This window comes from Novosphingobium sp. EMRT-2 (assembly GCF_005145025.1).
Lineage (GTDB): Bacteria > Pseudomonadota > Alphaproteobacteria > Sphingomonadales > Sphingomonadaceae > Novosphingobium.
Genome location: NZ_CP039695.1, coordinates 37,782 through 58,225, shown reverse-complemented (window position 1 = coordinate 58,225; position 20,444 = coordinate 37,782). Strand labels below are relative to the sequence as shown.

At 67.3% G+C, this 20,444-nt stretch carries 24 protein-coding genes and 1 tRNA gene; 7 read left to right on the top strand and 18 right to left on the bottom strand.

The window, feature by feature from the left end; translation table 11 throughout:
- Positions 1 to 11: 11 nt before the first annotated feature.
- The 5 genes from FA702_RS00345 to ffh form a co-directional block, all read right to left on the bottom strand.
- Positions 12 to 1,523 (bottom strand): serine hydrolase, encoded by a 1,512-nt coding sequence (locus FA702_RS00345; protein ID WP_255504648.1) that lies wholly within the window; start codon positions 1,521 to 1,523, stop codon positions 12 to 14.
- A 109-nt stretch (positions 1,524 to 1,632) separates the two neighbouring features.
- Positions 1,633 to 1,953 (bottom strand): hypothetical protein, encoded by a 321-nt coding sequence (locus tag FA702_RS00340; RefSeq protein ID WP_136954540.1) that lies wholly within the window; start codon positions 1,951 to 1,953, stop codon positions 1,633 to 1,635.
- 52 nt (positions 1,954 to 2,005) lie between these two features.
- Positions 2,006 to 2,494, bottom strand: a complete 489-nt coding sequence (gene rimM, locus FA702_RS00335; RefSeq protein ID WP_370385485.1) for a ribosome maturation factor RimM — start codon at positions 2,492 to 2,494, stop codon at positions 2,006 to 2,008.
- A gap of 2 nt (positions 2,495 to 2,496) precedes the next feature.
- Entirely contained in the window at positions 2,497 to 2,961 is a 465-nt protein-coding gene (gene rpsP / locus FA702_RS00330) for a 30S ribosomal protein S16 (protein WP_136954539.1), read from the bottom strand.
- 45 nt (positions 2,962 to 3,006) lie between these two features.
- A complete protein-coding gene (gene ffh, locus FA702_RS00325) occupies positions 3,007 to 4,491 on the bottom strand; it encodes a signal recognition particle protein (RefSeq protein WP_136957175.1) in 1,485 nt (494 codons plus the stop codon).
- A gap of 258 nt (positions 4,492 to 4,749) precedes the next feature.
- Between ffh and dapF the strand changes: the two genes are divergently transcribed.
- The 6 genes from dapF to FA702_RS00295 all read left to right on the top strand — a co-directional run bounded on the left by dapF (position 4,750) and on the right by FA702_RS00295 (position 9,710).
- Positions 4,750 to 5,574 (top strand): diaminopimelate epimerase, encoded by an 825-nt coding sequence (gene dapF / locus FA702_RS00320; protein WP_136954538.1) that lies wholly within the window; start codon positions 4,750 to 4,752, stop codon positions 5,572 to 5,574.
- A complete protein-coding gene (locus tag FA702_RS00315) occupies positions 5,571 to 6,773 on the top strand; it encodes a MiaB/RimO family radical SAM methylthiotransferase (RefSeq protein WP_136954537.1) in 1,203 nt (400 codons plus the stop codon). Before dapF ends, FA702_RS00315 begins: the two co-directional genes overlap by 4 nt.
- Positions 6,770 to 7,708 (top strand): signal recognition particle-docking protein FtsY, encoded by a 939-nt coding sequence (gene ftsY / locus FA702_RS00310; protein ID WP_136954536.1) that lies wholly within the window; start codon positions 6,770 to 6,772, stop codon positions 7,706 to 7,708. The genes FA702_RS00315 and ftsY overlap by 4 nt, the downstream gene beginning before the upstream one ends.
- Positions 7,709 to 7,836: 128 nt before the next feature.
- Positions 7,837 to 8,490, top strand: a complete 654-nt coding sequence (locus tag FA702_RS00305) for an inner membrane-spanning protein YciB (RefSeq protein WP_136954535.1) — start codon at positions 7,837 to 7,839, stop codon at positions 8,488 to 8,490.
- Between the two features lie 158 nt (positions 8,491 to 8,648).
- Complete coding sequence (locus FA702_RS00300; RefSeq protein WP_136954534.1) at positions 8,649 to 9,224, top strand: urate hydroxylase PuuD; 576 nt, start codon at positions 8,649 to 8,651, stop codon at positions 9,222 to 9,224.
- 144 nt (positions 9,225 to 9,368) lie between these two features.
- Complete coding sequence (locus FA702_RS00295; protein WP_136954533.1) at positions 9,369 to 9,710, top strand: entericidin EcnAB; 342 nt, start codon at positions 9,369 to 9,371, stop codon at positions 9,708 to 9,710.
- Positions 9,711 to 9,760: 50 nt separating this feature from the next.
- On the opposite strand, the gene FA702_RS00290 is transcribed toward FA702_RS00295, so the two are convergent.
- From FA702_RS00290 to FA702_RS00235, 13 genes are all read right to left on the bottom strand, one after another.
- Positions 9,761 to 11,701 carry a potassium transporter Kup gene (locus FA702_RS00290; RefSeq protein WP_136954532.1) on the bottom strand — a complete coding sequence of 647 codons (1,941 nt, stop codon included), beginning with the start codon at positions 11,699 to 11,701 and terminating at the stop codon, positions 9,761 to 9,763.
- 160 nt (positions 11,702 to 11,861) lie between these two features.
- Positions 11,862 to 12,569, bottom strand: a complete 708-nt coding sequence (locus FA702_RS00285; protein WP_136954531.1) for a tetratricopeptide repeat protein — start codon at positions 12,567 to 12,569, stop codon at positions 11,862 to 11,864.
- Positions 12,566 to 13,042 (bottom strand): cytochrome c-type biogenesis protein, encoded by a 477-nt coding sequence (locus FA702_RS00280; RefSeq protein WP_136957174.1) that lies wholly within the window; start codon positions 13,040 to 13,042, stop codon positions 12,566 to 12,568. Before FA702_RS00280 ends, FA702_RS00285 begins: the two co-directional genes overlap by 4 nt.
- Complete coding sequence (locus FA702_RS00275; protein WP_136954530.1) at positions 13,042 to 13,623, bottom strand: DsbE family thiol:disulfide interchange protein; 582 nt, start codon at positions 13,621 to 13,623, stop codon at positions 13,042 to 13,044. Before FA702_RS00275 ends, FA702_RS00280 begins: the two co-directional genes overlap by 1 nt.
- A complete protein-coding gene (locus FA702_RS00270) occupies positions 13,620 to 15,569 on the bottom strand; it encodes a heme lyase CcmF/NrfE family subunit (RefSeq protein WP_136954529.1) in 1,950 nt (649 codons plus the stop codon). Before FA702_RS00270 ends, FA702_RS00275 begins: the two co-directional genes overlap by 4 nt.
- Positions 15,566 to 16,009: a cytochrome c maturation protein CcmE gene (ccmE, locus tag FA702_RS00265; protein WP_125956074.1), complete on the bottom strand. Its 444-nt coding sequence runs from the start codon at positions 16,007 to 16,009 to the stop codon at positions 15,566 to 15,568. The genes FA702_RS00270 and ccmE overlap by 4 nt, the downstream gene beginning before the upstream one ends.
- A 5-nt stretch (positions 16,010 to 16,014) precedes the next feature.
- On the bottom strand, positions 16,015 to 16,155 hold the full coding sequence (locus FA702_RS22645) for a hypothetical protein (RefSeq protein WP_168195962.1): 141 nt from the start codon (positions 16,153 to 16,155) through the stop codon (positions 16,015 to 16,017).
- A 19-nt stretch (positions 16,156 to 16,174) separates the two neighbouring features.
- Entirely contained in the window at positions 16,175 to 16,903 is a 729-nt protein-coding gene (ccmC, locus tag FA702_RS00260) for a heme ABC transporter permease CcmC (RefSeq protein WP_124808748.1), read from the bottom strand.
- Positions 16,904 to 17,038: 135 nt separating this feature from the next.
- Positions 17,039 to 17,115: transfer RNA gene (locus FA702_RS00255), tRNA-His, on the bottom strand.
- Positions 17,116 to 17,237: 122 nt separating this feature from the next.
- A complete protein-coding gene (gene gspK / locus FA702_RS00250; protein ID WP_168195961.1) occupies positions 17,238 to 18,233 on the bottom strand; it encodes a type II secretion system minor pseudopilin GspK in 996 nt (331 codons plus the stop codon).
- Positions 18,230 to 18,841, bottom strand: a complete 612-nt coding sequence (gene gspJ / locus FA702_RS00245) for a type II secretion system minor pseudopilin GspJ (RefSeq protein WP_136954527.1) — start codon at positions 18,839 to 18,841, stop codon at positions 18,230 to 18,232. The genes gspK and gspJ overlap by 4 nt, the downstream gene beginning before the upstream one ends.
- The gene (gene gspI / locus FA702_RS00240; RefSeq protein WP_136954526.1) at positions 18,838 to 19,224 is read right to left on the bottom strand and encodes a type II secretion system minor pseudopilin GspI; all 387 of its coding nucleotides are present in this window, start codon (positions 19,222 to 19,224) and stop codon (positions 18,838 to 18,840) included. The genes gspJ and gspI overlap by 4 nt, the downstream gene beginning before the upstream one ends.
- Positions 19,214 to 19,696: a GspH/FimT family pseudopilin gene (locus FA702_RS00235; RefSeq protein WP_136954525.1), complete on the bottom strand. Its 483-nt coding sequence runs from the start codon at positions 19,694 to 19,696 to the stop codon at positions 19,214 to 19,216. The genes gspI and FA702_RS00235 overlap by 11 nt, the downstream gene beginning before the upstream one ends.
- Positions 19,697 to 19,797: 101 nt before the next feature.
- Here FA702_RS00235 and FA702_RS00230 point away from each other — a divergent pair, with 101 nt between their 5' ends.
- Positions 19,798 to 20,433, top strand: coding sequence for a 2OG-Fe(II) oxygenase (locus tag FA702_RS00230; RefSeq protein WP_136954524.1), 636 nt, complete (start codon positions 19,798 to 19,800; stop codon positions 20,431 to 20,433).
- Positions 20,434 to 20,444 lie beyond the last annotated feature (11 nt).

Sequence of the window (20,444 nt, the reverse complement as noted above, 5' to 3'; positions counted from 1 at the left end):
CCAGATACAACTCAGCGCGGCGCACCCTCGAACGTGAACCGCAACGCCTGGATCGTTATCGGGCGCGTCGGCGCGAGGACGATCTGTCCGTTGACGCTCCCCTTGCCGCAAGTCCAGCGGAAAGTGCCGGTCATGCGGCCGGTCGGCGTAACCGGCGCGGCGGTGTCGCACGTGCCGGCCTGCGCTTTCAGTTCACCCAGCACTTTCGCCCAGTTTTCGGCCGTGCGGTCCATCGGGAAGTTCATCGCCACGTGGCCGTCCAGCGGGGCGATGGCACCCGCCTGCCACACCGCCTGCGCGGCAGCGTAGAAACTGGCGAGATCGGCCGAGATGGGCATCGTCGGGCGGTGGAGCAGGCCCGCCTTGTGCATCAGCATCGCTGCGTCCCAGGCCGGCCCAGTGGGGCCGGCGTAAGTGCGGTTGGTCAGCACGAAGATGCCGGTGCCGTATTCGGGCATCAGCAGGACGTGCGAGCCATAGCCCGGATAGCCGCCACCGTGGCTCATGGTCAGGCCGAGGTCGCAATCCTGCATCACGCGCCAGCCCATGCCATAGGCGAGCGCCAGTGGGCAGGCGGTGACACCGGTGCTGCCGGGGCGGGTGGCGATCGAGACGAAGTTGAGCCCCTGCGCCAGTTCGCGGATCGTCGCGCGACGCACCGGCCCGGTCTCTGGCCCGTCGCGCGCCGGCCAGCCGGAGAGGAGGAAGGCGATCCACTTGGCATAATCGTTGGCGCTGACCTGCAACCCGCCCATGGAATTGAACGCGCCGTCCTTCATCGTCGGCTCCTCGCTCCACGCGCCGTTCTCCCAGCGGTAGCCGACGGCGCGCCGCTCGATCGGCGAGGCGGGCGTGTCGTAACCGCTCGCGGTCATGCCCAGCGGGACGAGGAAGGTCTTCTCGACATAGCGGCGATAGGGCTGCCCGGTGACGTTGGCGATGATCCGGCCGAGGATGGCATAGCCGAGGTTCGAATATTCATGCCGCGCCTGCGGATCGCGCGTGAAGGGCACGCCGGTTTTGAGCAGCGCGGTGAAATCCTCCTGGCTCAGCACCTGCTGGCGATCGCCCCAGGGATCGTCGGTGACGAAACCAGCGACGTGCTGCAACAGATCGCGCACACGGATTTTCGGGGAATCGCTGGTGGGATACGTCCAGCCGCGCATTTCGGGCACGTACTTTTCGGCCGGATCGTCCAGCGCGAGCAGGCCCTTGTCGCGCAGCGAGAGGATCGACAGCGCGGTGAAGGCCTTGGTCATCGAAGCGACGCGGAACAGGCTGTCGGGCGTGACCGGACGGCGCACAGCGATATCCTGCACGCCCTCCCCCTTCACCAGCGCGAGCTGGCCGCCCTGCACCACGCCATAGACCAGGCCCGGCACATGGTTTTCCGTCATGAACGTGGTGAAGCCGGTTTCGATCTGGGGGGCGATGCTGTCGAGCGTGGCGCTCTGGGGACTCGTGCTCTGGGCATGAAGCGGTGACGCGGCGAGCACGACCGCCATCGCCGAACTCGTCTTCATCCCCCGCATCGTCACCTCCCGCCATGCCAGCTCTGCACGCGGAACGTGCCCGATCCGGTTGCGAATGCCCAGCCGGTGCATCAACCCTTTTGCGGATCGCGAAGGCGGGTTACCGGAACGCCCGCGCCGGGCCGAGCACGGCCACGCGATAGCGGTACTTGCGCACGGCCAGATGCGCGGTGGCGGCGGCAAGGCCATAAGCCGCCAGCCCCAGCAGGACGAGCGCGAGCGCCACGTCATCCTCGCCCGCCATGAGCAGTACGATCGCCGCCAGCCAGATCACCCCGGCAACCGGCAGAGCGGCATGGAGCGCGAGGCGCAGGTCACTCCATTCGGGCCGGCGCACAACCAGCTTCTGCGCCAGCACCCGGCCGGCGATACCGAAAGGGATCAGGAACAGGATCAGCGCGAAGTCCATGGCGGCGATCATATCCGCATCGCCACGGCGGCGTTACCGAAACAACGGCCGGACCGGGCCGAAATCAGGCCTCGGCATAGGCGGAAGCGATCAGCATCCGCGTTTCGTTCCATTCCGGCACAGCTTCGGCGCGCATCGGCACCATGAAGCGCTTTCCATCGGGCCGGCGGATTTCCAGCACATCGCCCGCGCCGTAGTTTTCGACCGCGATGCATTCGCCCAGCGATTCGCCATCGGTGGACACGGCGGCAAGGCCGATCAGGTCGGCATGATAGTATTCGCCCTCCGCCAGCGAAGGCAGGGCCGAGCGCGGCACGGTGAGCGCGGTGCCGCGCAGCCGTTCGGCGGCGGTCCGGTCGGTCACTTCGGCAAAGCGGGCAATCGCGCCGCCCTTGCCGTCATCGCGCAGCTTTTCCAGCGTCAGGCTGGAAGCATTGAAGGCGCGGTAGCGCTTGAGCGCCACCACGCCTTCTCCGAACAGCTTGAGACGGACTTCGCCCGTCACTCCGTGCGCACCGGTCACGGCGGCCAGCGTAACGGGCTTGTCCGACAAGATCAGGCCTCGGTCGACTCTTCGGCAGCAGCCTCGGCAGCGGGCGCTTCCTCAGCCGGTGCTTCCTCAACGGCAGCTTCCTCGGCGGGGGCCGGAGCAGCAGCGGCGGCCGCGGCGGCCTCTGCGGCTTCACGCGCCTTCTCGGCCTTTTCCTCGGCGCGATCCTTGGCCTTCTGGCCCGGCTCTCCCTTCTTCAGGTTGCTGGTCGCGGCGCGTTCCTTGATGCCGGCCTTGTCGAGCAGGCGGGCCACGCGATCAGTCGGCTGCGCACCGACGCCCAGCCAGTAGCGGACGCGGTCTTCGACCAGACGGACGCGGTTGGCGTCGTCCTTGGCCAGCAGCGGGTTGTAGGTGCCGACCTGCTCGAGATAGGCACCATCGCGCGGAGCGCGGCTGTTGGCGACGACGACCTTGTAATACGGGCGCTTCTTGGAACCGCCACGCGACAGACGCAGAGAAACAGACATTACTTCAACCTTTCCTCGAAACTCTTCGAACGCAAATTTCCGAAATCACTTCTTCCGCAGCAGATCGCCGAGGTTGGCGGGCATGTTGCCGAGCCCCGGCAGACCGCTGGCACCACCCATGCCGCCCCCGAGGCCACCGAGCCCGCCCGGCCCGGCCTGCTGGTCCAGCCCCGGCATGGCGGCGCCAAGGCCGCCCTTGCCGAACAGGGCGCCAAGCCCCTTGAGGCCGCCCATCTTCTTGATCTGCTTCATGGCCTTGGCCATTTCCATGTGCATCTTCAGGAGCTTGTTCACGTCCTGAACCTGCGTGCCGGAACCCTTGGCAACGCGGATCTTGCGCTTGGCGTTGAGCAGTTCGGGCCGCGTGCGCTCGGTCGGCGTCATCGAACCGATGATCGCGTCCATGCGCAGCAGCACCTTGTCGTCCATGCCCGATTGCGCCATCGCCTGCTTGGCCTTCTTCATGCCGGGCATCATGCCTGCCAGCGCGCCAAGCCCGCCCATGCGCTGCATCTGCTGCAGCTGGGTACGCAGGTCATTCATGTCGAACTGGCCCTTGGCCATGCGCGCGGCCAGCCGTTCGGCCTCGTCCGCCTGCACCGTCGCCGCCGCCTTTTCGACGATGGAGACGATATCGCCCATGCCCAGGATGCGGCCGGCAACGCGCTGCGGGTGGAACGGCTCGATCGCATCGAGCTTTTCGCCGGTGGCGGCGAACTTGATCGGCTTGCCGGTAACCGCGCGCATCGACAGCGCCGCGCCGCCGCGCGCATCGCCGTCCATGCGGGTCAGCACCACGCCGGTCAGATCGACTTCGCCGGCAAAGCTCTGCGCCACGTTGACCGCGTCCTGCCCGGTCAGCGAGTCAACGACGAGCAGTGTTTCCTTCGGGGCCGAGACGGCGGCAACCGCCTTCATCTCGTCCATCAACGCGGCATCGACGTGGAGGCGGCCGGCGGTATCGAGCAGGAGGACGTCCACCGCCTGCAGCTTCGCTGCGTGGAGCGCGCGCGTGGCGATGTCCACCGGCTGCTGGCCGACGATGATCGGCAGCGTGGCAACGCCGACCTGCTCGCCCAGCACCTTGAGCTGTTCCTGCGCCGCCGGACGATTGACGTCGAGCGAGGCCATCAGGACCTTCTTGCCCTGCTTTTCCTTGAGCAGCTTGCCGATCTTGGCGGTGCTGGTGGTCTTGCCCGACCCCTGCAGGCCGACCATCATGATGACGACCGGAGGGGCTGCCGCGAGATCGAGATCGGCGGTTTCCGACCCCAGCATCTCGACCAGCGCGTCATTGACGATCTTCACGACCTGCTGGCCGGGCGTGACCGACTTCAGCACCGACTGGCCGACGGCCTCCTCGGTGACCTTGTCGACGAAACGGCGCACCACGGGCAGCGCGACGTCGGCTTCGAGCAGCGCGATGCGCACTTCGCGCATGGCCGCCCGGACATCGTCCTCCTTGAGCGCGCCGCGGCCGCGCAGGCGATCGAACACGCCTCCAAGCCGGTCTGAAAGACTATCGAACACGCCGTATTCCCGTTGCCATGCCCCGCCGTTCGCCACATCGCCCACGCAAACCTGCGTAACGCGAAAAACGCCGGTGGGCGAAACCTCGCCGACCAGCGTGTGGCATCCTGTTGGAGCCGTTATTGAGCCGTTCCAGCCCCCTCGGGGTGATGGAACGAGCCGCCCTTAGCGCCGCCCGGGCGAAAAGGCAAGCCGAACCGCCGCCGTATGCGCCCTACGGCATTGCGCTAAGCCCGCGTGCGCCCTAGATCGCCCGCCATGCGCATACCCTTTCGCAAGATGCACGGCCTTGGCAACGATTTCGTGGTGATCGACGCGCGCGAGACCCCGCTTGCCATGTCGGACCGCCGCGCCGCCGCGTTGGCCGACCGGCGCACGGGCGTGGGCTGCGACCAGTTGATCGTGCTGGAACCCTCCGTGGTAGCCGATGTGCGGATGCGCATCTTCAACAACGATGGCGGCGAAGTGGAAGCCTGCGGCAATGCCAGCCGCGCGGTGGGCCTGCTACTGGGCGGCGAACGGCGCATCGAGACGCTGGCCGGCGTGATCCGCTCGGCAGCGGGCGCCGATGGCGTGGCGGTCGACATGGGCACGCCCCGCTTCGACTGGAACCGCATCCCGCTTGCCTATGCTATGGATACGCTGACCATGCCGGTCGGCTGGGAAGACCTGACCGATCCCGCCGCCGTCAACGTCGGCAATCCGCACGTCATCTTCTTCGTGCCCGATGCCGATGCGGTGGACCTTGCCCGGCTTGGTCCGCTGATCGAGAACGACCCGCTGTTTCCCGAACGCGTCAACGTCAATGTCGCCAGCCTGATCGGCCCCGATCACATCCGCCTGCGCGTGTGGGAACGCGGTGCCGGCCTGACCCGCGCCTGCGGCACTGGCGCCTGCGCCACCGCCGTCGCGGCGATCCGGCGCAAGCGGACGGGGCGGACGCTGACGGTCGAGCTTCCCGGCGGCCCGCTGACGATTGCGTGGCCCGAAGGAGAACGGCCGGAGGGTGGTTCGATCCTGATGACCGGCCCCGCCGCCACAAGCTTCGAGGGCAGCTTCGAGGATACGGACTACCCGGCATGACCGAAACGGTCGCACCGGCCGAAGTGGTCACGCTGGGCTGCCGGCTCAATCTCGCCGAAAGCGAAAGCATCCGCGCGATGCTGGCGGAATCCCAAACGCCGACGGTCGTGGTCAATTCCTGCGCGGTGACCGCCGAAGCCGTGCGCCAGTCGCGCCGAGCGGTGCGTCGCCTGCGCCGCAGCCACCCGCACGCGCGCCTGGTGGTTACGGGCTGCGCCGCAACGATCGAACCGGACAGCTTCTCGGCCATGCCCGAAGTGGATGCGGTGGTGCCCAACGCGGCCAAGGCCGATCCGCACGTCTGGCACCCGAATACGTCAGACGTACCTGCCCCACCGCGCCAGAGCGAGGTCCACACCCGCGCCTTCGTGCCGGTGCAGACCGGCTGCGATCACGCCTGCACCTTCTGCATCATCCCGCAGGGGCGCGGCCCCAGCCTGTCCACGCCCGTTGCCGATGTGCTCCGCGCGATCGAACGGCACCTGCTGCTGGGCGTCAACGAGATCGTGCTGACCGGCGTGGACGTGACCGGCTGGGGCGCGGATCTGCCCGATGCGCCGCGCCTGGGCGTACTGGTGCGCGCGATCCTCGATGCCTTCCCCCGCCTGCCGCGCCTGCGCCTGTCCTCGCTCGACGGGGTGGAGATCGACGGACTGCTGTTCGAGATCATCACCGGTGAGGCCAGGGTGATGCCGCATGTGCATCTCTCGCTGCAATCGGGCGACGACATGGTGCTCAAGCGGATGAAGCGCCGGCACAGCCGGGCGCAGGCGGTCGAACTGACCGATGCCCTGCGCGCTGCCCGTCCGGACATCGCCATCGGCGCGGACCTGATCGCCGGCTTCCCCACCGAGACAGAGGCCATGCACGCCAACAACCTGGCCATCGTGCGCGATTGCGGCGTGGTCCACGGCCATGTCTTTCCCTATTCCCCCCGCCCCGGCACGCCCGCCGCGCGGATGCCGCAGGTCGCCCCGGCCACGGTCCGGGCGCGCGCGGCCGAAATCCGCGCCGCTGTCGCGGCCGAACGCGCGCGCTGGCTCGCCTCGCTGGTCGGCGCCCCGCGCGAAGTGCTTGCCGAACGCGACGGCACCGGGCATTCGCCCGAGTTCGCGCCCTATCGCCTGCCCGAAGGCACGGCCGCGGGCACCATCGTCACCCTGACGCCGACAAGGATCATCGAAGGAATGCTGGCATGAGCCCCGAGCCGGAGAACGGAAGCTGGAGCGACAGGCTTCTCGGCGGGTTCCGCAAGACTTCGGAACGCCTCACCGAGAACCTGACCGGCATCGTCGGCAAGACCCGGCTGGACGACGCGCAGCTCGACGAGATCGAGGACGCGCTGATCCTGTCCGACCTTGGTCCGCGCGCCGCCGCGCGCATCCGCGAACGGCTGGCGGACGAAAGGTTCGAACGCGGGATTGACGAGACCGCGCTGCGCGAAGCGGTGGCCGAAGAAATCGCCGCGATCCTGCGCCCGGTGGCGAAGCCGCTGGAGGTCACCGCCTTTCCCCGTCCGCACGTCGTCCTCGTGATCGGCGTCAACGGATCGGGCAAGACCACCACGATCGCCAAGCTGGCGCACCTGTTCCAGGAGCAGGACTATGGCGTGATGCTGGCGGCGGGCGATACGTTCCGCGCGGCCGCGATCGGCCAGCTCAAGGTCTGGGCGGACCGGCTGGGCGTGCCCGTGGTCACCGGCCCCGAGGGTGGCGACCCTGCCTCGATCGTGTTCGACGCGGTCAAGGCGGCGACTGACACCGGCATCGACGCGCTGATCGTCGACACCGCCGGCCGTCTCCACAACAAGCGCGAACTGATGGACGAACTGGCCAAGGTCCGCCGCGTGCTGGGCCGCCTGAACCCCGCCGCGCCGCACGACGTGGTGCTGGTGCTCGATGCCACCAACGGCCAGAACGCGCTCCAGCAGATCGAGATCTTCAAGGAAGTGGCGGGAGTGACCGGCCTGATCATGACCAAGCTGGACGGCACCGCTCGCGGCGGCGTGCTGGTGGCGGCGGCGGAACAGTACGGCCTGCCGATCCATGCCATCGGGGTGGGCGAGAAAATCGACGACCTGCGCCCGTTCGATCCCGATCTGGTCGCCCGCGTCATCGCGGGCGTGTTCCGGTGAACGCCTTCCTTTTTCCCCTTCGTCATTGCGAGCGAAGCGAAGCAATCCAGAGTTCGGCGCAGGACGCCCTGGGTTGCTTCGTCGCTACGCTCCTCGCAATGACGATCCACGCATGATGCAGGTTTTCCATGTCTGACGCTCAACAGCCCGGCGCCGCGCCCAAATCCTCGTGGATCAACCTGCTGGTCGATTACGGCCCGCTACTGGTGTTCTTCCTCGCCTATCGCCATTTCAGCCCCAAGGAAGCGGACGCCGGGATCGGGACGGTGGTGGCGGTCACCAAGGGCACGATCGCTTTCATGGTGGCGACGATCGTGGCGCTGATCGTGTCGAAGTGGCGGCTCGGCCGGATTTCGCCGATGCTGTGGCTGTCGACCGTGCTGATTCTGGGCTTCGGTACGCTCACCGTGCTGCTGGGCGATCCGTTCTGGATTCAGGTCAAGCCCACCGCGATCTACCTGCTGTTCGCCGGCGTGCTGTTCGCCGGCCTTGTCCGGGGCAAGCCGATGCTGCGCACCCTGCTGCAAAGCGCGTTCGACGGGCTGGACGATGCCGGCTGGATGAAGCTTTCGCGCAACTGGGCTTTCTTCTTCCTGTTCCTGGCGGTGCTGAACGAAGTGCTGCGCCACACGCTCAGTTTCGACGGCTGGCTCCAGGCCAAGCTGTGGGGCGTGACCGCGCTGTCGTTCCTGTTCACTTTCGCGCAGATCCCGATGCTGCTGAAGCACGGGCTGGGCACGGAAGCGGCGGACGAGGTGGAACAGAACCCGCCGCACGATTGAACGCGTCACCCCGTCAAGCCGCCCTGCCGCAAATTGCCGACACCCTGCCGCACGACAAAAACGTGTGACAAATTGCGCACACCCCCTAGAATGTTGACAGCCCACCTCCGGCGATAACCGGGTAAACGGATCAAGGGGCGCAAACTGGGGGAAGTTTCATGGCCAAGCTGTTTGGTAACCTGCATCTCGTGCTTGCGATCGGCCTTGTCGCGGCCATCGCCGTGATGCTGGGATTTGGCGCGGAAGTGCCGCTTGATGTCAATTCCGTGTTCCGCTGGCTGCACGTGTTCTTCGGCATCCTGTGGATCGGGCTGCTTTATTACCTGAACTTCGTGCAGGTGCCGACGATGCCGTCGATTCCGGCCGAACAGAAGGGCGCGATCACCGGCCACATCGCGCCGAAGGTGTTCTTCTTCTTCCGCTGGGCCGCGCTGCTGACGGTCGTTACCGGTCTGGTGATCGCCTACGTAACCGGCTACGTCCACCGCGCGCTGATCCTCCAGGGGCTCAACCAGCACGAAAACCTGATCGGCCTCGGCATGGACCTCGCGCTCATCATGTCGTTCAACGTGTGGTTCATCATCTGGCCCGCGCAGAAGAAGATCCTCGGCATCGTCGAAGCCAGCCCGGAGGAAAAGGCTGCCGCTGCGCCGCGCGCGCTGATCGCCAGCCGCACAAACCTGCTGCTGTCGCTGCCGATGCTCTACTGCATGGTCAGCGCCAACCTCGGGTAACTCCGACGCTGACCGGAGCCATCCAGGCTTGCACGGGCGCGGCTTTCTCCGGAAAGTCGCGCCCGTTTCCGTTGGACGATACGTTCGTCAGGAACCCGAAGCGCCATCGCGCTTTGATGTGACGCGACAGAGAGGAGCTTTTTGATGCGCAAACCCATCTTCATCACCCTGGCCGCAGCGGCAGCCGTCCTCGCGCTTTCTGCCTGCTCGGAAAAGACGCAGGACAACGCGCAGGAGGCCGCTACCTCAGCCGGGAACGACATTGCCGCCGCCGCCTCGGACATCAGCGCCACCGCCAGCGAGGGTGCGGAATCGGTCCGCAACGCGGCAGACGAAGCGATCAACAAGGCCGACGCCGCCGCCGACAAGGCCGGTGTCGAGGCGGACAAGGCTGGCGTGAAAGCCGCCGATGCGCTGAACAAGGCCGGCGACAAGGCCAAGGAAGAGGCCGCGAAGCTCAAGGCCAAGGCCGAAAACAGCAATTGATTCGTTTATCCTGACAGGCGTCTCCCGTCCGCGCGACGGGCGGGAGACCGTCAGATCTTGAGCTGGCTACCCAGCTCCACCACGCGGTTGGTCGGCAGCCGGAAGAACTCCATCGCACTCGCCGCGTTGCGCAGCATCCACGCGAACAGCTTTTCGCGCCAGATCGCCATGCCCGGCTTGTCCGACGCGATCAGCGTCTGGCGCGACAGGAAGAAGCTGGTCTTCATCATATCGAACGGTTCGCCGCACATCGTCACGGTCTTGAGCGTGGCGGGCACGTCGGTTTCCTCCAGGAAACCGAAACGCAGGCTGACGCGGTAGAAGCCGTTGCCGAAATCCTTGCAGGCCGATCGTTCCACCTGATCCACGTAGGGCACGTCCTCGATCTGCACGGTCAGGATCACCACCCGTTCATGCAGCACCTTGTTGTGCTTCATGTTGTGGAGCAGCGCCGAGGGCACGCCCGATGCGGTGGAAGCCATAAAGATCGCCGTGCCCGGCACGCGCGCGGCGCTGGCGTGAGCGGACTTGGTGAACACTTCCAGCGGGATCGACCCCTCCGCCATGTTCTGCCGCATCAGCGCGCGCCCGCGTGACCAGGTGGTCAGCAGCGTGAAGATGGTGACGCCCATCAGCAGCGGCACCCAGCCGCCGTCGGGGATCTTGGTCAGGTTCGCGCCGAGGTAGCCCGCGTCGATCACGAAGAACAGCGCCAGCAGTCCGACCGCGAAGACCGGCTTCCAGTTCCACAGCTTGAACAGCACCACGGCCAGCAGCACGTTGTCGATCAGCATCGCGCCGGTCACGGCGATGCCGTAGGCCGCCGTCAGGTTCGACGAGCGCTGGAACACCAGCACCAGCAGGATCACCGCCACCATCAACGCCCAGTTGATCACAGGGATGTAGATCTGCCCCGCCGCCGTGCTGGTGTGCTTGATCGTCATGCGTGGGATGAAGCCCAACTGTATCGCCTGCTGCGTCACCGAGAACGCGCCAGAGATCACCGCCTGCGAGGCGATGACCGCCGCCAGCGAGGCGATGATGAGCAGCGGCCACTGGAACCATTCGGGCGCGAGGAAATAGAACGGGCTTTCCAGCGCGGACGGATCGCGCATCAGCAGCGAGGCCTGGCCCAGATAGTTCAGCACCAGCGCCGGCAGCACGAACGTCAGCCACGATACGCGGATCGGATTGCGGCCGAAATGGCCCATGTCCGCATAGAGCGCTTCTGCGCCCGTCACGGCGAGCACCGCCGCGCCCATCGCCAGGAAGCCCCGGAACGGGTCGGCCGCGAACATCATCACCGCGTGGTGCGGGCTGAGCGCGGTGATCACGTGCGGGAACGCCAGGATGCTGATCACGCCCAGCACCGCGATCGTGGCGAAATAGGCCAACATGATCGGACCGAAGAAGGTCGCCACGCGTTCCGTACCCCGGCTCTGGATGAAGAACAGGAAGATCAGGATGGCGACGACCATCGGCACCACCAGCCGGTGCATTTCCGGCTGATAGACCGCGACACCTTCGATAGCGCCCATCACCGAAACGGCGGGCGTAATCATAGAATCGCCATAGAACAGCGCGGTGGCGAACACCCCCATCAGGATGATGCCCTTGCCCCACCGGTTGCCGCTGGTGTGCTGGTTGATCAGCGCCAGCAGCGCCAGGCTGCCGCCCTCGCCCTTGTTGTCCGCGCGCATGATCACGCTGACGTACTTCAACGTCACGATGATCATCATCGACCAGAACATCAGGCTGATGATGCCATACACGTGCAACTGGTCGAGCGGCAGCTTGTGATGGCCGGCAAAGGTATCGCGCAGCGCGTAAAGCGGGCTGGTGCCGATATCCCCGAACACCACACCGATCGCGCCGACCGCCATCTTGAGCAGGCTGCCCTGATGATGGTGAGTCTGGTGACCGGAATCGCGGACAGGGGATAAAGGAACTGCGCTTTCGTCCGAACCGTTTGCAAGCACGGAATCACTCATGGCAACGGTGCCCCCGGGCCTTGACCCAAACCGCCGGTCCGCCATCGGACACCGGAACGGCGCGGCGCTTTAGCACCGGCCCTTGGCCCCGGCAATGGCTGCTTTAGCGAACCCGGACGCCCTGAAATCATGCCCCACATGGCATCGCAAATAGCTGATTTCAGGGCGCTTCAGAAGAGGCGCCCGACGGTTCGGCGGCTGCTGCGGGCGCTTCATCGGACGGAGCCACCGGCGCAGGTGCCTGTCCGGAGGCTGCCAGCATCGAGTCGAGTCTCGCCAACCGGGCCTGAAGGTCTTCGCGATAGGGGGCATCGGCCGGCGCGCGGCGCAACAGTTCGGCCCAGATCGCCCGTGCTTCCACCAGCTTGCCGGACTGCGCCAGCGCCAGGCCCATGAAGAACGGCGGCCCCGGATGTTCGGGCGCGATCTTCGCCGCCTTCTGGAACGCGAACTGCGCGGCCGGCGTGATCAGCCCGTCGCTGTGGCCGACCAGCGTGTTGCCCAGCGCCACCCACAGGTCTGCATCGTTGGGATCGGCCTTCACCGCCTTGCCTAGGATCGTCGCCGCCGCGCCGAACTGGCCCTGCCGTGAAAGCCCGTCGGCCAGCACCATCCAGTTCTGGCCCTTGCCGAAGGCATCGCCCATCGCCTGCCGCTGCTTGATCAGCGCCTCGTCGGCCGCTTTCTGGTTCTCGACCGCGGCCTTGGGCGCGCCGGGCACGCCGGGATGGCCCTGCAGCGCATAGCCGGCAATGCCGAACAGCAGCGCCGCGCCCGTCAGTTCCCAGCCCGAACGCGGCATCTTCAGCACGAACGCCAGCACCGCGAAGACCACGATCGCGATCAGGAGGATCAGCACCCAGGTCATGCGTTGTCCTCCAGCGCGTCCGCTTCCGGTTCATCCGCCGCGCCATCGCCCCCGCGGCGGAAGCGCTTGCGCAGCAGCAGCGCCGCCAGCACGAGGAACGCCGCCGGCGCGGCGAACAGCGGCCAGGTCATCGGCCGCAATTGCGGGGTATAGCTGACATAGTCGCCGTAGCGTTCGATCAGCCACTGGCGGATTTCCTCCGGGTCTTCCCCGGCAGCGATGCGGGTGCGCACCTGATGGCGCATGTCGCCCGCCATCGGTGCATCCGAATCCGCGATCGACTGGCTCTGGCACTTGAGGCAGCGCAGCGTCTCCATCAACGCCTGCGCCCTCGCCTCCTGATCGGGATTCGGAAGCTGCTTGTAGGCATAGGGCGCCGGCGGCAGCGAATCTTGCGCGGTGGCTGGAGAAGCCAGCAGCAGCGCAAGCGCCGCGAAAACGGTAGCTCCATGCCGCGATGCGGCGCGCGCCATCACGATTCCGCCTCCTTCAGCTTGCGCAGGATCAGCGGCACGTCTTCTGCGCGGATGTCGCCGATGTGCTGGTAGCGGATCACGCCCTTGCCATCGATCACGAACGTCTCGGGCACGCCCGACGATCCAATCGCGAGCTGGACCTTGCTGAGATCGTCCTTGCCGATCCGGCGGAACGGGTTGCCGTTCGCGGCGAGGAACTGAGCCACGTCCTCGCGCCGGTCGCGGATAGCAACGCCGTCGATCTCCACGCCCTGCTGCGCCAGCGCGGCAAGCTGCGGCGATTCCACCGCGCAGGGCACGCACCAGCTGGCGAACACGTTGAGCAGGCGCGGCTTGCCATCCCGGAAGTTGGCGAGCGCCAGGCCGGGGCGGTCGTCCACCGCCGGGGGCAGGTCGAAGCCGGGCAACGGCTTGCCGATGAAGGCGCTCGCCACCTCGCGGTCGGCCGGCCGCACCAGGCCGTAGATCACCAGCACGAAGAAGCCGGCGAACAGCGCCAGCGGCAGCCACAGCGCCAGCCCCGGCTTCTTCGGCGCGGGATCACCCGGATGATTGCCCCGATCGTCCTGCTTGCTCATCGTCCCTGCCTCATCCGGCGATACGCGATCTTGCCTTCGGCGCGCAGCCGCCTGACGTCGGCGGTCACGCGGCCGAGCAGCGCGAGCACCCCGCCCAGCGCGATCAGCACGCCGCCATACCAGATCATCGGCACGAACGGTTTCCACCAGAAGCGCATCTGCCAGCGGCCGTCCTCGCCCTCTTCGCCCAGCACCGAATAGAGCTGGCCGTTCCAGCGCGTCTTGAGCGCGCTTTCGGTGCGCGTGCCCGGGGGCGAGGCGAAGACGCGCGCCTGCGGTTCCAGCGTGATCGGCGCGCCACCGGCGTAGCGGGCCGAGAGCGTCGCCTGCAGCGCGGTCCAGTTCGGGCCGGCAACCGGATCGATGCTTTCGAGCTTCACCTGCCACGGCCCCACGTTCTGCGTATCGCCCACGGCCATCGCGGCAAGCTTCTCGGTGGAGAAGGCGCTGTCGCTCGCCATGCCGAACAAGGCTACAGCGATGCCGAGATGCGCGATCACCATCCCCCACACCGGCAGCGGCGTGCGGCGCAGGTTGCGCCCCTTCAGCGGCAGCAGGCTGGCGAAGAACAGGCCGCTGGCGATGGCGAGACCCAGCGCTGGCAGCAGATGGATGCCCGGCGCGACCAGTTCGGCGATCAGGAACACCGCCGCCATGAGCAGCGCGGCGATCGCAAAGGGCATGGTGATCCGCCCCGCCTTGTCATCGCGCCAGCGCAGCAGCGGGCCAACCGCCAGCACCAGCAGCATCGGGACCGCAAAGATCGCGGATACCGGATTGAAGTATGGCGGGCCGACCGAAACCTTGGTGCCGAACGCCTCGGTCAGCAGCGGATAGAGCGTGCCGACCAGGACGATGCCGAGAATGCCGCACAGCATCACGTTGTTGAACACAAGGCTCGCCTCGCGGCTGACGAAGCTGAACCGCGCGCCTTCGGTCACCGTCGCCGCGCGCACGCCAAACAGGGTCAAGGCGCCGCCGATGTAGATCGCCAGCAACGCAAGGATGAAGCTGCCGCGCTCCGGATCGACCGCGAAGGCGTGGACCGAGGTGAGAATGCCCGACCGCACCAGGAACGTGCCGACCATCGACATCGAGAACGCGATCACGCCCAGCATCACCGTCCACGCCCGCAAGGCGTTGCGCGAAGCGAGGACCGAGCACGAATGGAGCAGCGCCGTCGCCGCCAGCCAGGGCATCAGCGAAGCGTTTTCCACCGGGTCCCAGAACCACCAGCCGCCCCAGCCGAGCGTGTAGTACGCCCAATAGGAGCCGGCCGTGATGCCCAGCGTGAGGAATATCCACGCGCCCAGCACCCATGGCCGCATCGCGCGGGCGAAGGCAGGGCCGACATCGCGCGTCACCAGCGCGCCAATCGCGAAGCTGAAGGCGATCGAAAGGCCGACATAGCCAACGTAAAGCGTGGGCGGGTGGAAGGCGAGGCCGATGTCCTGCAGCAGCGGGTTGAGGCCGTTGCCGTCGGGCGCGGGCTCTGGCAGCCGCTCGAACGGGTTCGAGGACAGCAGCAGGAACGCGTAGAACCCCAGGCTGACGAAGGCCTGCCCCGCCAGCGTCGCCACCAGCGTATCCTCGCGTAGCCGCTTCTCGATCAGCGCGACGAAGCCACCGGCCAGGCCCATGATCGTCACCCACAGCAGCATCGAGCCTTCGTGGTTCCCCCAGGTGCCCGCCAGCTTGAAGATGAACGGCTTGGCCGAATGGCTGTTCTCCGCCACCAGCTTCACCGACAGATCGGTTTCCAGAAACAGCGTGACCAGCGCCAGGAACGCGAAGGCGACCAGCACGCCCTGCATCACCGCCAGCGGGCGGACCACTCCGGCCAGATGTTCGCCCTTGGGGCGCAGGGCGATGATACCCGCTGCCAGTTGCAGCACCGCCAGCGCGGCGGCCATCCAGAGAACGGCAAGGCCCAATTCAGCTATCATTTCGTTTCGGCCACCACCTGTTTCGCCTGCGCGTCGGTCATGTTCTTCATCTCGCGCGGGACGTACTTCTCGTCATGCTTGGCCAGCAGGTTGTCGGCCACGAACGTGCCGCCTTCCATCCGCCCTTCGGCGACCACGCCCGACCCCTCGACGAACAGGTCCGGCGTGATTCCGGTGAAGCGCACCGGCACCCGCGCCTTGCCATCGCCGACGATGAAATCGATGGTCACGCCATCGGGCCGGGTCTTGATCGATCCCTTCTCCACCATGCCGCCCAGGCGCACGGCGCGGCCCTGTTCGGGCGGATGGGCGACCAGATCGCTCGGCACGTAGAAATAGGCGGCCTGGTTGCGCAGCGCGTAAGCGGCGAGCAGGCCCGCGCCCACCAGCGCGACCAGCGCGATGGCCAGCAGGACCAGCCGCTGGTGCTTTGCCTTGATGCCGCTCACTTGCCCCTCGCCCTGTCACGCCGGCGTTCGGCGCGGACCATGGCCCACAGCGTCCAGCCCACCAGCAGCAGTGTGCCGATCACCCCGATCGCCAGCGCCGCTGCCACATAGTCCCATTGATCCAGTCTCTCGTGCATCCTGCCCTCCCGCGCCGCGTCAGCCCAGCGCCTTGCGGCGCAGGCGCGCCTCGGTCTGGATGTCGGCCAGCAGCGTCCGCATCCGCGCCAGCACCACGCCGCCGAAGATGCACGAAAAGCCGATCGCGGCAATCAGCAGCGGCCACAGGAACGTGCCGTCGATCGCGGACTTGCCGATGGTGATCGACGGCGGCTGGTGCAGGCTGTTCCACCACACCACCGACCGGTTGATGATCGGGATGTTGATCGCGCCGACCAGACCGAAGATCGCGGTCACGCGGCTGGCGCCCTCACCCGCCTGCGCATCGCGCTGCGCAGCGCCTGCCAGGGCGATATAGCCGAAATAGAGGAACAGCAGGACGAGGAAGCTCGTCAGACGGCCGTCCCACACCCACCACGTGCCCCAGGTGGGACGCGCCCAGATCGATCCCGTGGCCAGGCAGATCGCGGTGAACGCCGCGCCTGGCACCGCCGCCGCGCGCGCGCCGATGGCGGCGAGCGGATGGCGCCAGACCAGCTCGACCAGGCTGGCCACGGCGATCGTGCTCCAGCCCGCCATGCCCAGCCAGGCCGAAGGCACGTGGATGAACAGGATGCGCACGGTATCGCCCATCAGCCGATCGGGCGGCACCACCAGCAGGCCCCAGGCCAGCGCGCCGAAGGCAAGCACCAGCCCCAGCCCCAGCAGCAAAGGCATCAACCAGCGCGCAAGGCGCAGAAAACGGGCGGGATTGGCAAAACCGTGCATGGACGCGGGAAACACATATCCTCGTCCGGCGGCGCGCGCCGCCGGTTCGCGCCACGCTCTGCCACCTGCGCCGTTCCGGGGCAAGCGCTTAGCGTCCCTCGAAAGGCCGTGATGCGCAGAGAATCTGAGGAAAGATGGGGCGATCGAAGGGGTTCGAACCCTCGACCTCCGGTACCACAAACCGGCGCTCTAACCAACTGAGCTACGATCGCCACATGATCGACACGCCCATCGTAACACGATGCGGGGCGCGGGCGAGCCCCTTTGCAGAAAGGAGCGGCCTTGAAAAGCGAAAACTTGCGCGGCCGCCACGCGCCCCCGCGATTCCCGCTGCCTAACGGCTTTCGCGATCCCCCCAGCTGCGGAACGCCACGCGCGCGGGCGTGACACCGGTATCGATCAGCGCTTCCTCCTCCAGCCGCACCGAATCGATGGAAACCACCTGATCCAGCAGGAACCAGCGGCTGCGCACCTGCAACTGATCGAGCGGAAGCGCGCCGGTTGCTCCGGTCGTGACCCCCAGCCGCGCGGTCGCCTCCGCCGCGCTGGCATAGCCCGCCGGCGGCCGCCCTAGCACTAGCGCGCGGGCGCGTTCGGGCGTGATCGTGGCGGGGGAAAGCATGGTCAGCAGGCGGATCTGGTCCAGCCGCAGCGTGTTGACATTGACCGGGGAAAGCTCTGCCGCCGGCAGCGCGCAGAGCCAGGGCCGCAAGCGCTGGTAGATCACCGGCGTCATCCCCCGCACCGCGCGCAATTCGCTGACATCGCCGATCAGCCGGTTGGGCGGGCGATAGGGCACCGGCCCGGCACGATAGACATCGTCCTCGGCCCCGTTCGGCGCGGGCCGCTCGTCGCTGTCGATCCAGTCGGCCATGGCGTCGCTCAGGGCGACCGCCTCGTTCGCGGGCACCGCCAGCCCGGCCATCAGCGCGCGCAGCTGCGCCAGCGCCACGGGCCGCAGCGTGAAGGAGCCATCGACGCCTTGCTGGACCAGCGAATTGACGTTGAAGCAATTGCCCGCGTCATCGATCCGCCCGCGCACCGCGCCGCGCGGCAAGGGCAGCGGGAACTCGCGGCCGAGCAGCCCGATGCGGTCGACCGTGCGGCGATCATCCGCATCGACCAGCGCCTTGAGCCGGGCCATCACCAGCGTTTCCGCGCTGGTCGCGGTAAGACGCGCCTGGGTCATCGCCTGTCCGTTCCCCGCCAGCCGCGTGGCGAGGTTGAGCCGGTCGAGCATGACCGCTGCGATCACCGCCATGACCGCAACCAGCAGCAACACCGACAACAGCGCCGCGCCGCGTTCATGGGAAGGACGATCCCGCCTCACTGGTAATTCACCCCGACCAGCGAGACGATGCGCAGCGGTTCGCCACCCGGTTGCGGCAGCAGCAGCTCGATCGCGACGGGCAGTTCGCCCATCCGCTGCGGCTCCCACCGGCCATGCCATTGTCCATCGCGCCCACGGAAGCGCAAGGCCGGCGGCCCCGCCAGCGGCAGGACGGCGGCGCCCGGCTCAGGCGCAGCGCCATCCGGGAACGGATAGCCAGCGCGCACCAGCGCCTTGCCGTCCCAGTGGTATTCCACTTTCTGCAGGCTTGGCCGCGCCGCGCCATCGACGTTGGACCATCCGCTGCGCGTGAAGCGCAGCACCATGCCCTCGGCTCCGCCCGCCTCCAGCGCGGCATGGACCGCGCCGCTTTCGTCGCGCGCCAGACGCGGCGTGATCTGCGCCAGATCGGCCGTCCAGACCGAGAGGAAGCGCCGGCTGGCGGCGATCCGGTCGGTGCCGGTGCGGCTCGCCAGTTCGGCATCGACGCTGAACCGCAGCAGCGCCAGCGCGCCGCCGGCGATGATCGCGAAGACCAGCAGCGCCACCAGCATCTCCACCAGCGTGAAGCCGTTGGCGCGCTGGCGATGATCGTGGGGTGGCGTCATGACACCGGCAGCCTGGCGAAGTCGAGCGTGATCGCCTGGCTGGTGCGGCCGGGCGTCACCTCGCGCACGGTGAGCGTGATCGACAGCACGCCGAAGTCCGCCCGCGGCTCGACATGGCGGGTCCACGCGAACTGGCGGCCGGCGTTGCGGATCGTGCCGCTGGCGTCGCCCATCGCGGGGGGTGCGGGATCGGTCAGGATTTCGGCCGCCATGTTCTGCGCCACGATCTCGCGCAGCAGGCGCTGGTCCAGATCGGCCGTGCGCGCGATGCTGGCGCCTTCCATCCTGAGCAGGGCAAGCGCGGCCAGCGCGAACACCGCCAGCGCGATCATCAGTTCGAGCAGGGTGAAGCCCGCTTCCGCGCCGTTGCCGTCACGCCGCATCGAGCGTGACCTTTCCATCGCGCGCGATGCGCAGGACCAGATGGCGGTCCCCGCGATCCAGCCGGACGGTGCCATCGCCGCTGGCAAGCCCCAGCGTATCGAACACGATGCGCCCCCGTCCGCCCGGCTGGTCGACCGTGGCCTGCGTGCCCTGCTTCCACGCCGCCAGATCGAAACCCTTGCCGGGAAGCGCCTGCCACGCGCCATCAACGCGGCGCTGGAAATAGTAACCGGCCGGCCCCACCACCAGCGCCACCGGCGTGCCCCCCACGATCGCCTCGTCCCGCGCCGCGATGGTGCGCGCGGCGAAGCGTTCCGCCTCATCGCGGAGCGTGCGTTCGTCGCCGGGCATGGACAGGACCACCACCGTCGCCAGCAGGCCGATCACGAACAGCACGACCAGCATCTCGACCAGCGAGAAGCCGTTGGCACGCGTGGGCGACGGTGCGGAAAGGGACGACGACGGAGCCACGCAATTCCGATAGCAGGCCGGACGCCCGCATCCTATGGCTGCCGGCACATCGCGCACAGGCGATGTTGGCGTTCGGTGCCAGATCGGCTACCGAAATGAGCATGGACGCGCCCGTCAACGAAGCCTCGCTCGATCGGCTGCTCGCAACGCCGGGCATCGTTCGCGTTCCCACCCCGCGCGCCGACATGGTGATCCTGCGCGATTTCCTGACCGCAGCGGAATGCGCGGCGCTGATCGCCCGGATCGAGGCGGACCGACGTCCTTCCACCATCGCCGATCCCAACGGCGATAACTATTTCCGCACCAGCGAGACCTGCGACCTGCCGATGGCTTCACCCGAAGTTGCGGCTCTGGACGAGCGCTTTTCCGCACTGTGCGGCATCGACCGGCGGTTCGGCGAACCGATCCAGGGCCAGCGCTATGCGCCGGGGCAGGAATTCAAGGCCCATACCGACTACTTCGACGAACAGGGCGCCGATTTCACCCGCTATTGCGCCGTTTCCGGGCAACGCACCTGGACCTTCATGGTCTATCTCAACGCGGTGGAGGCGGGCGGCGCCACGCGGTTCAAGGTACTGGACAAGCTGATCCATCCCGAACCGGGCAAGCTGGTGGGCTGGAACAACCGCCGGCGCGACGGCAGCGTCAATCCCGCAACGATCCATCACGCCATGAAGGTGCGCAAGGGCCTGAAATACGTGGTGACGAAATGGTATCGCGAACGCCCCTGGCAATAGGCCGGCCCGCG

What these genes read in the sequence shown, in the direction of transcription:
- FA702_RS00230 (WP_136954524.1), top strand. Translation starts at nt 19,798, where the DNA reads ATGGACGCGCCCGTCAACGAAGCCTCGCTCGATCGGCTGCTCGCAACG.
- FA702_RS22645 (WP_168195962.1), bottom strand. Translation starts at nt 16,155, where the DNA reads ATGCACGAGAGACTGGATCAATGGGACTATGTGGCAGCGGCGCTGGCG.
- FA702_RS00270 (WP_136954529.1), bottom strand. Translation starts at nt 15,569, where the DNA reads ATGATAGCTGAATTGGGCCTTGCCGTTCTCTGGATGGCCGCCGCGCTG.
- FA702_RS00315 (WP_136954537.1), top strand. Translation starts at nt 5,571, where the DNA reads ATGACCGAAACGGTCGCACCGGCCGAAGTGGTCACGCTGGGCTGCCGG.
- FA702_RS00280 (WP_136957174.1), bottom strand. Translation starts at nt 13,042, where the DNA reads ATGGCGCGCGCCGCATCGCGGCATGGAGCTACCGTTTTCGCGGCGCTT.
- FA702_RS00275 (WP_136954530.1), bottom strand. Translation starts at nt 13,623, where the DNA reads ATGAGCAAGCAGGACGATCGGGGCAATCATCCGGGTGATCCCGCGCCG.
- dapF (WP_136954538.1), top strand. Translation starts at nt 4,750, where the DNA reads ATGCGCATACCCTTTCGCAAGATGCACGGCCTTGGCAACGATTTCGTG.
- FA702_RS00340 (WP_136954540.1), bottom strand. Translation starts at nt 1,953, where the DNA reads ATGATCGCCGCCATGGACTTCGCGCTGATCCTGTTCCTGATCCCTTTC.
- ftsY (WP_136954536.1), top strand. Translation starts at nt 6,770, where the DNA reads ATGAGCCCCGAGCCGGAGAACGGAAGCTGGAGCGACAGGCTTCTCGGC.
- gspJ (WP_136954527.1), bottom strand. Translation starts at nt 18,841, where the DNA reads ATGACGCCACCCCACGATCATCGCCAGCGCGCCAACGGCTTCACGCTG.
- rpsP (WP_136954539.1), bottom strand. Translation starts at nt 2,961, where the DNA reads ATGTCTGTTTCTCTGCGTCTGTCGCGTGGCGGTTCCAAGAAGCGCCCG.
- FA702_RS00295 (WP_136954533.1), top strand. Translation starts at nt 9,369, where the DNA reads ATGCGCAAACCCATCTTCATCACCCTGGCCGCAGCGGCAGCCGTCCTC.
- FA702_RS00290 (WP_136954532.1), bottom strand. Translation starts at nt 11,701, where the DNA reads ATGAGTGATTCCGTGCTTGCAAACGGTTCGGACGAAAGCGCAGTTCCT.
- ccmC (WP_124808748.1), bottom strand. Translation starts at nt 16,903, where the DNA reads ATGCACGGTTTTGCCAATCCCGCCCGTTTTCTGCGCCTTGCGCGCTGG.
- FA702_RS00300 (WP_136954534.1), top strand. Translation starts at nt 8,649, where the DNA reads ATGGCCAAGCTGTTTGGTAACCTGCATCTCGTGCTTGCGATCGGCCTT.
- gspI (WP_136954526.1), bottom strand. Translation starts at nt 19,224, where the DNA reads ATGCGGCGTGACGGCAACGGCGCGGAAGCGGGCTTCACCCTGCTCGAA.
- FA702_RS00285 (WP_136954531.1), bottom strand. Translation starts at nt 12,569, where the DNA reads ATGACCTGGGTGCTGATCCTCCTGATCGCGATCGTGGTCTTCGCGGTG.
- FA702_RS00305 (WP_136954535.1), top strand. Translation starts at nt 7,837, where the DNA reads ATGTCTGACGCTCAACAGCCCGGCGCCGCGCCCAAATCCTCGTGGATC.
- FA702_RS00345 (WP_255504648.1), bottom strand. Translation starts at nt 1,523, where the DNA reads ATGAAGACGAGTTCGGCGATGGCGGTCGTGCTCGCCGCGTCACCGCTT.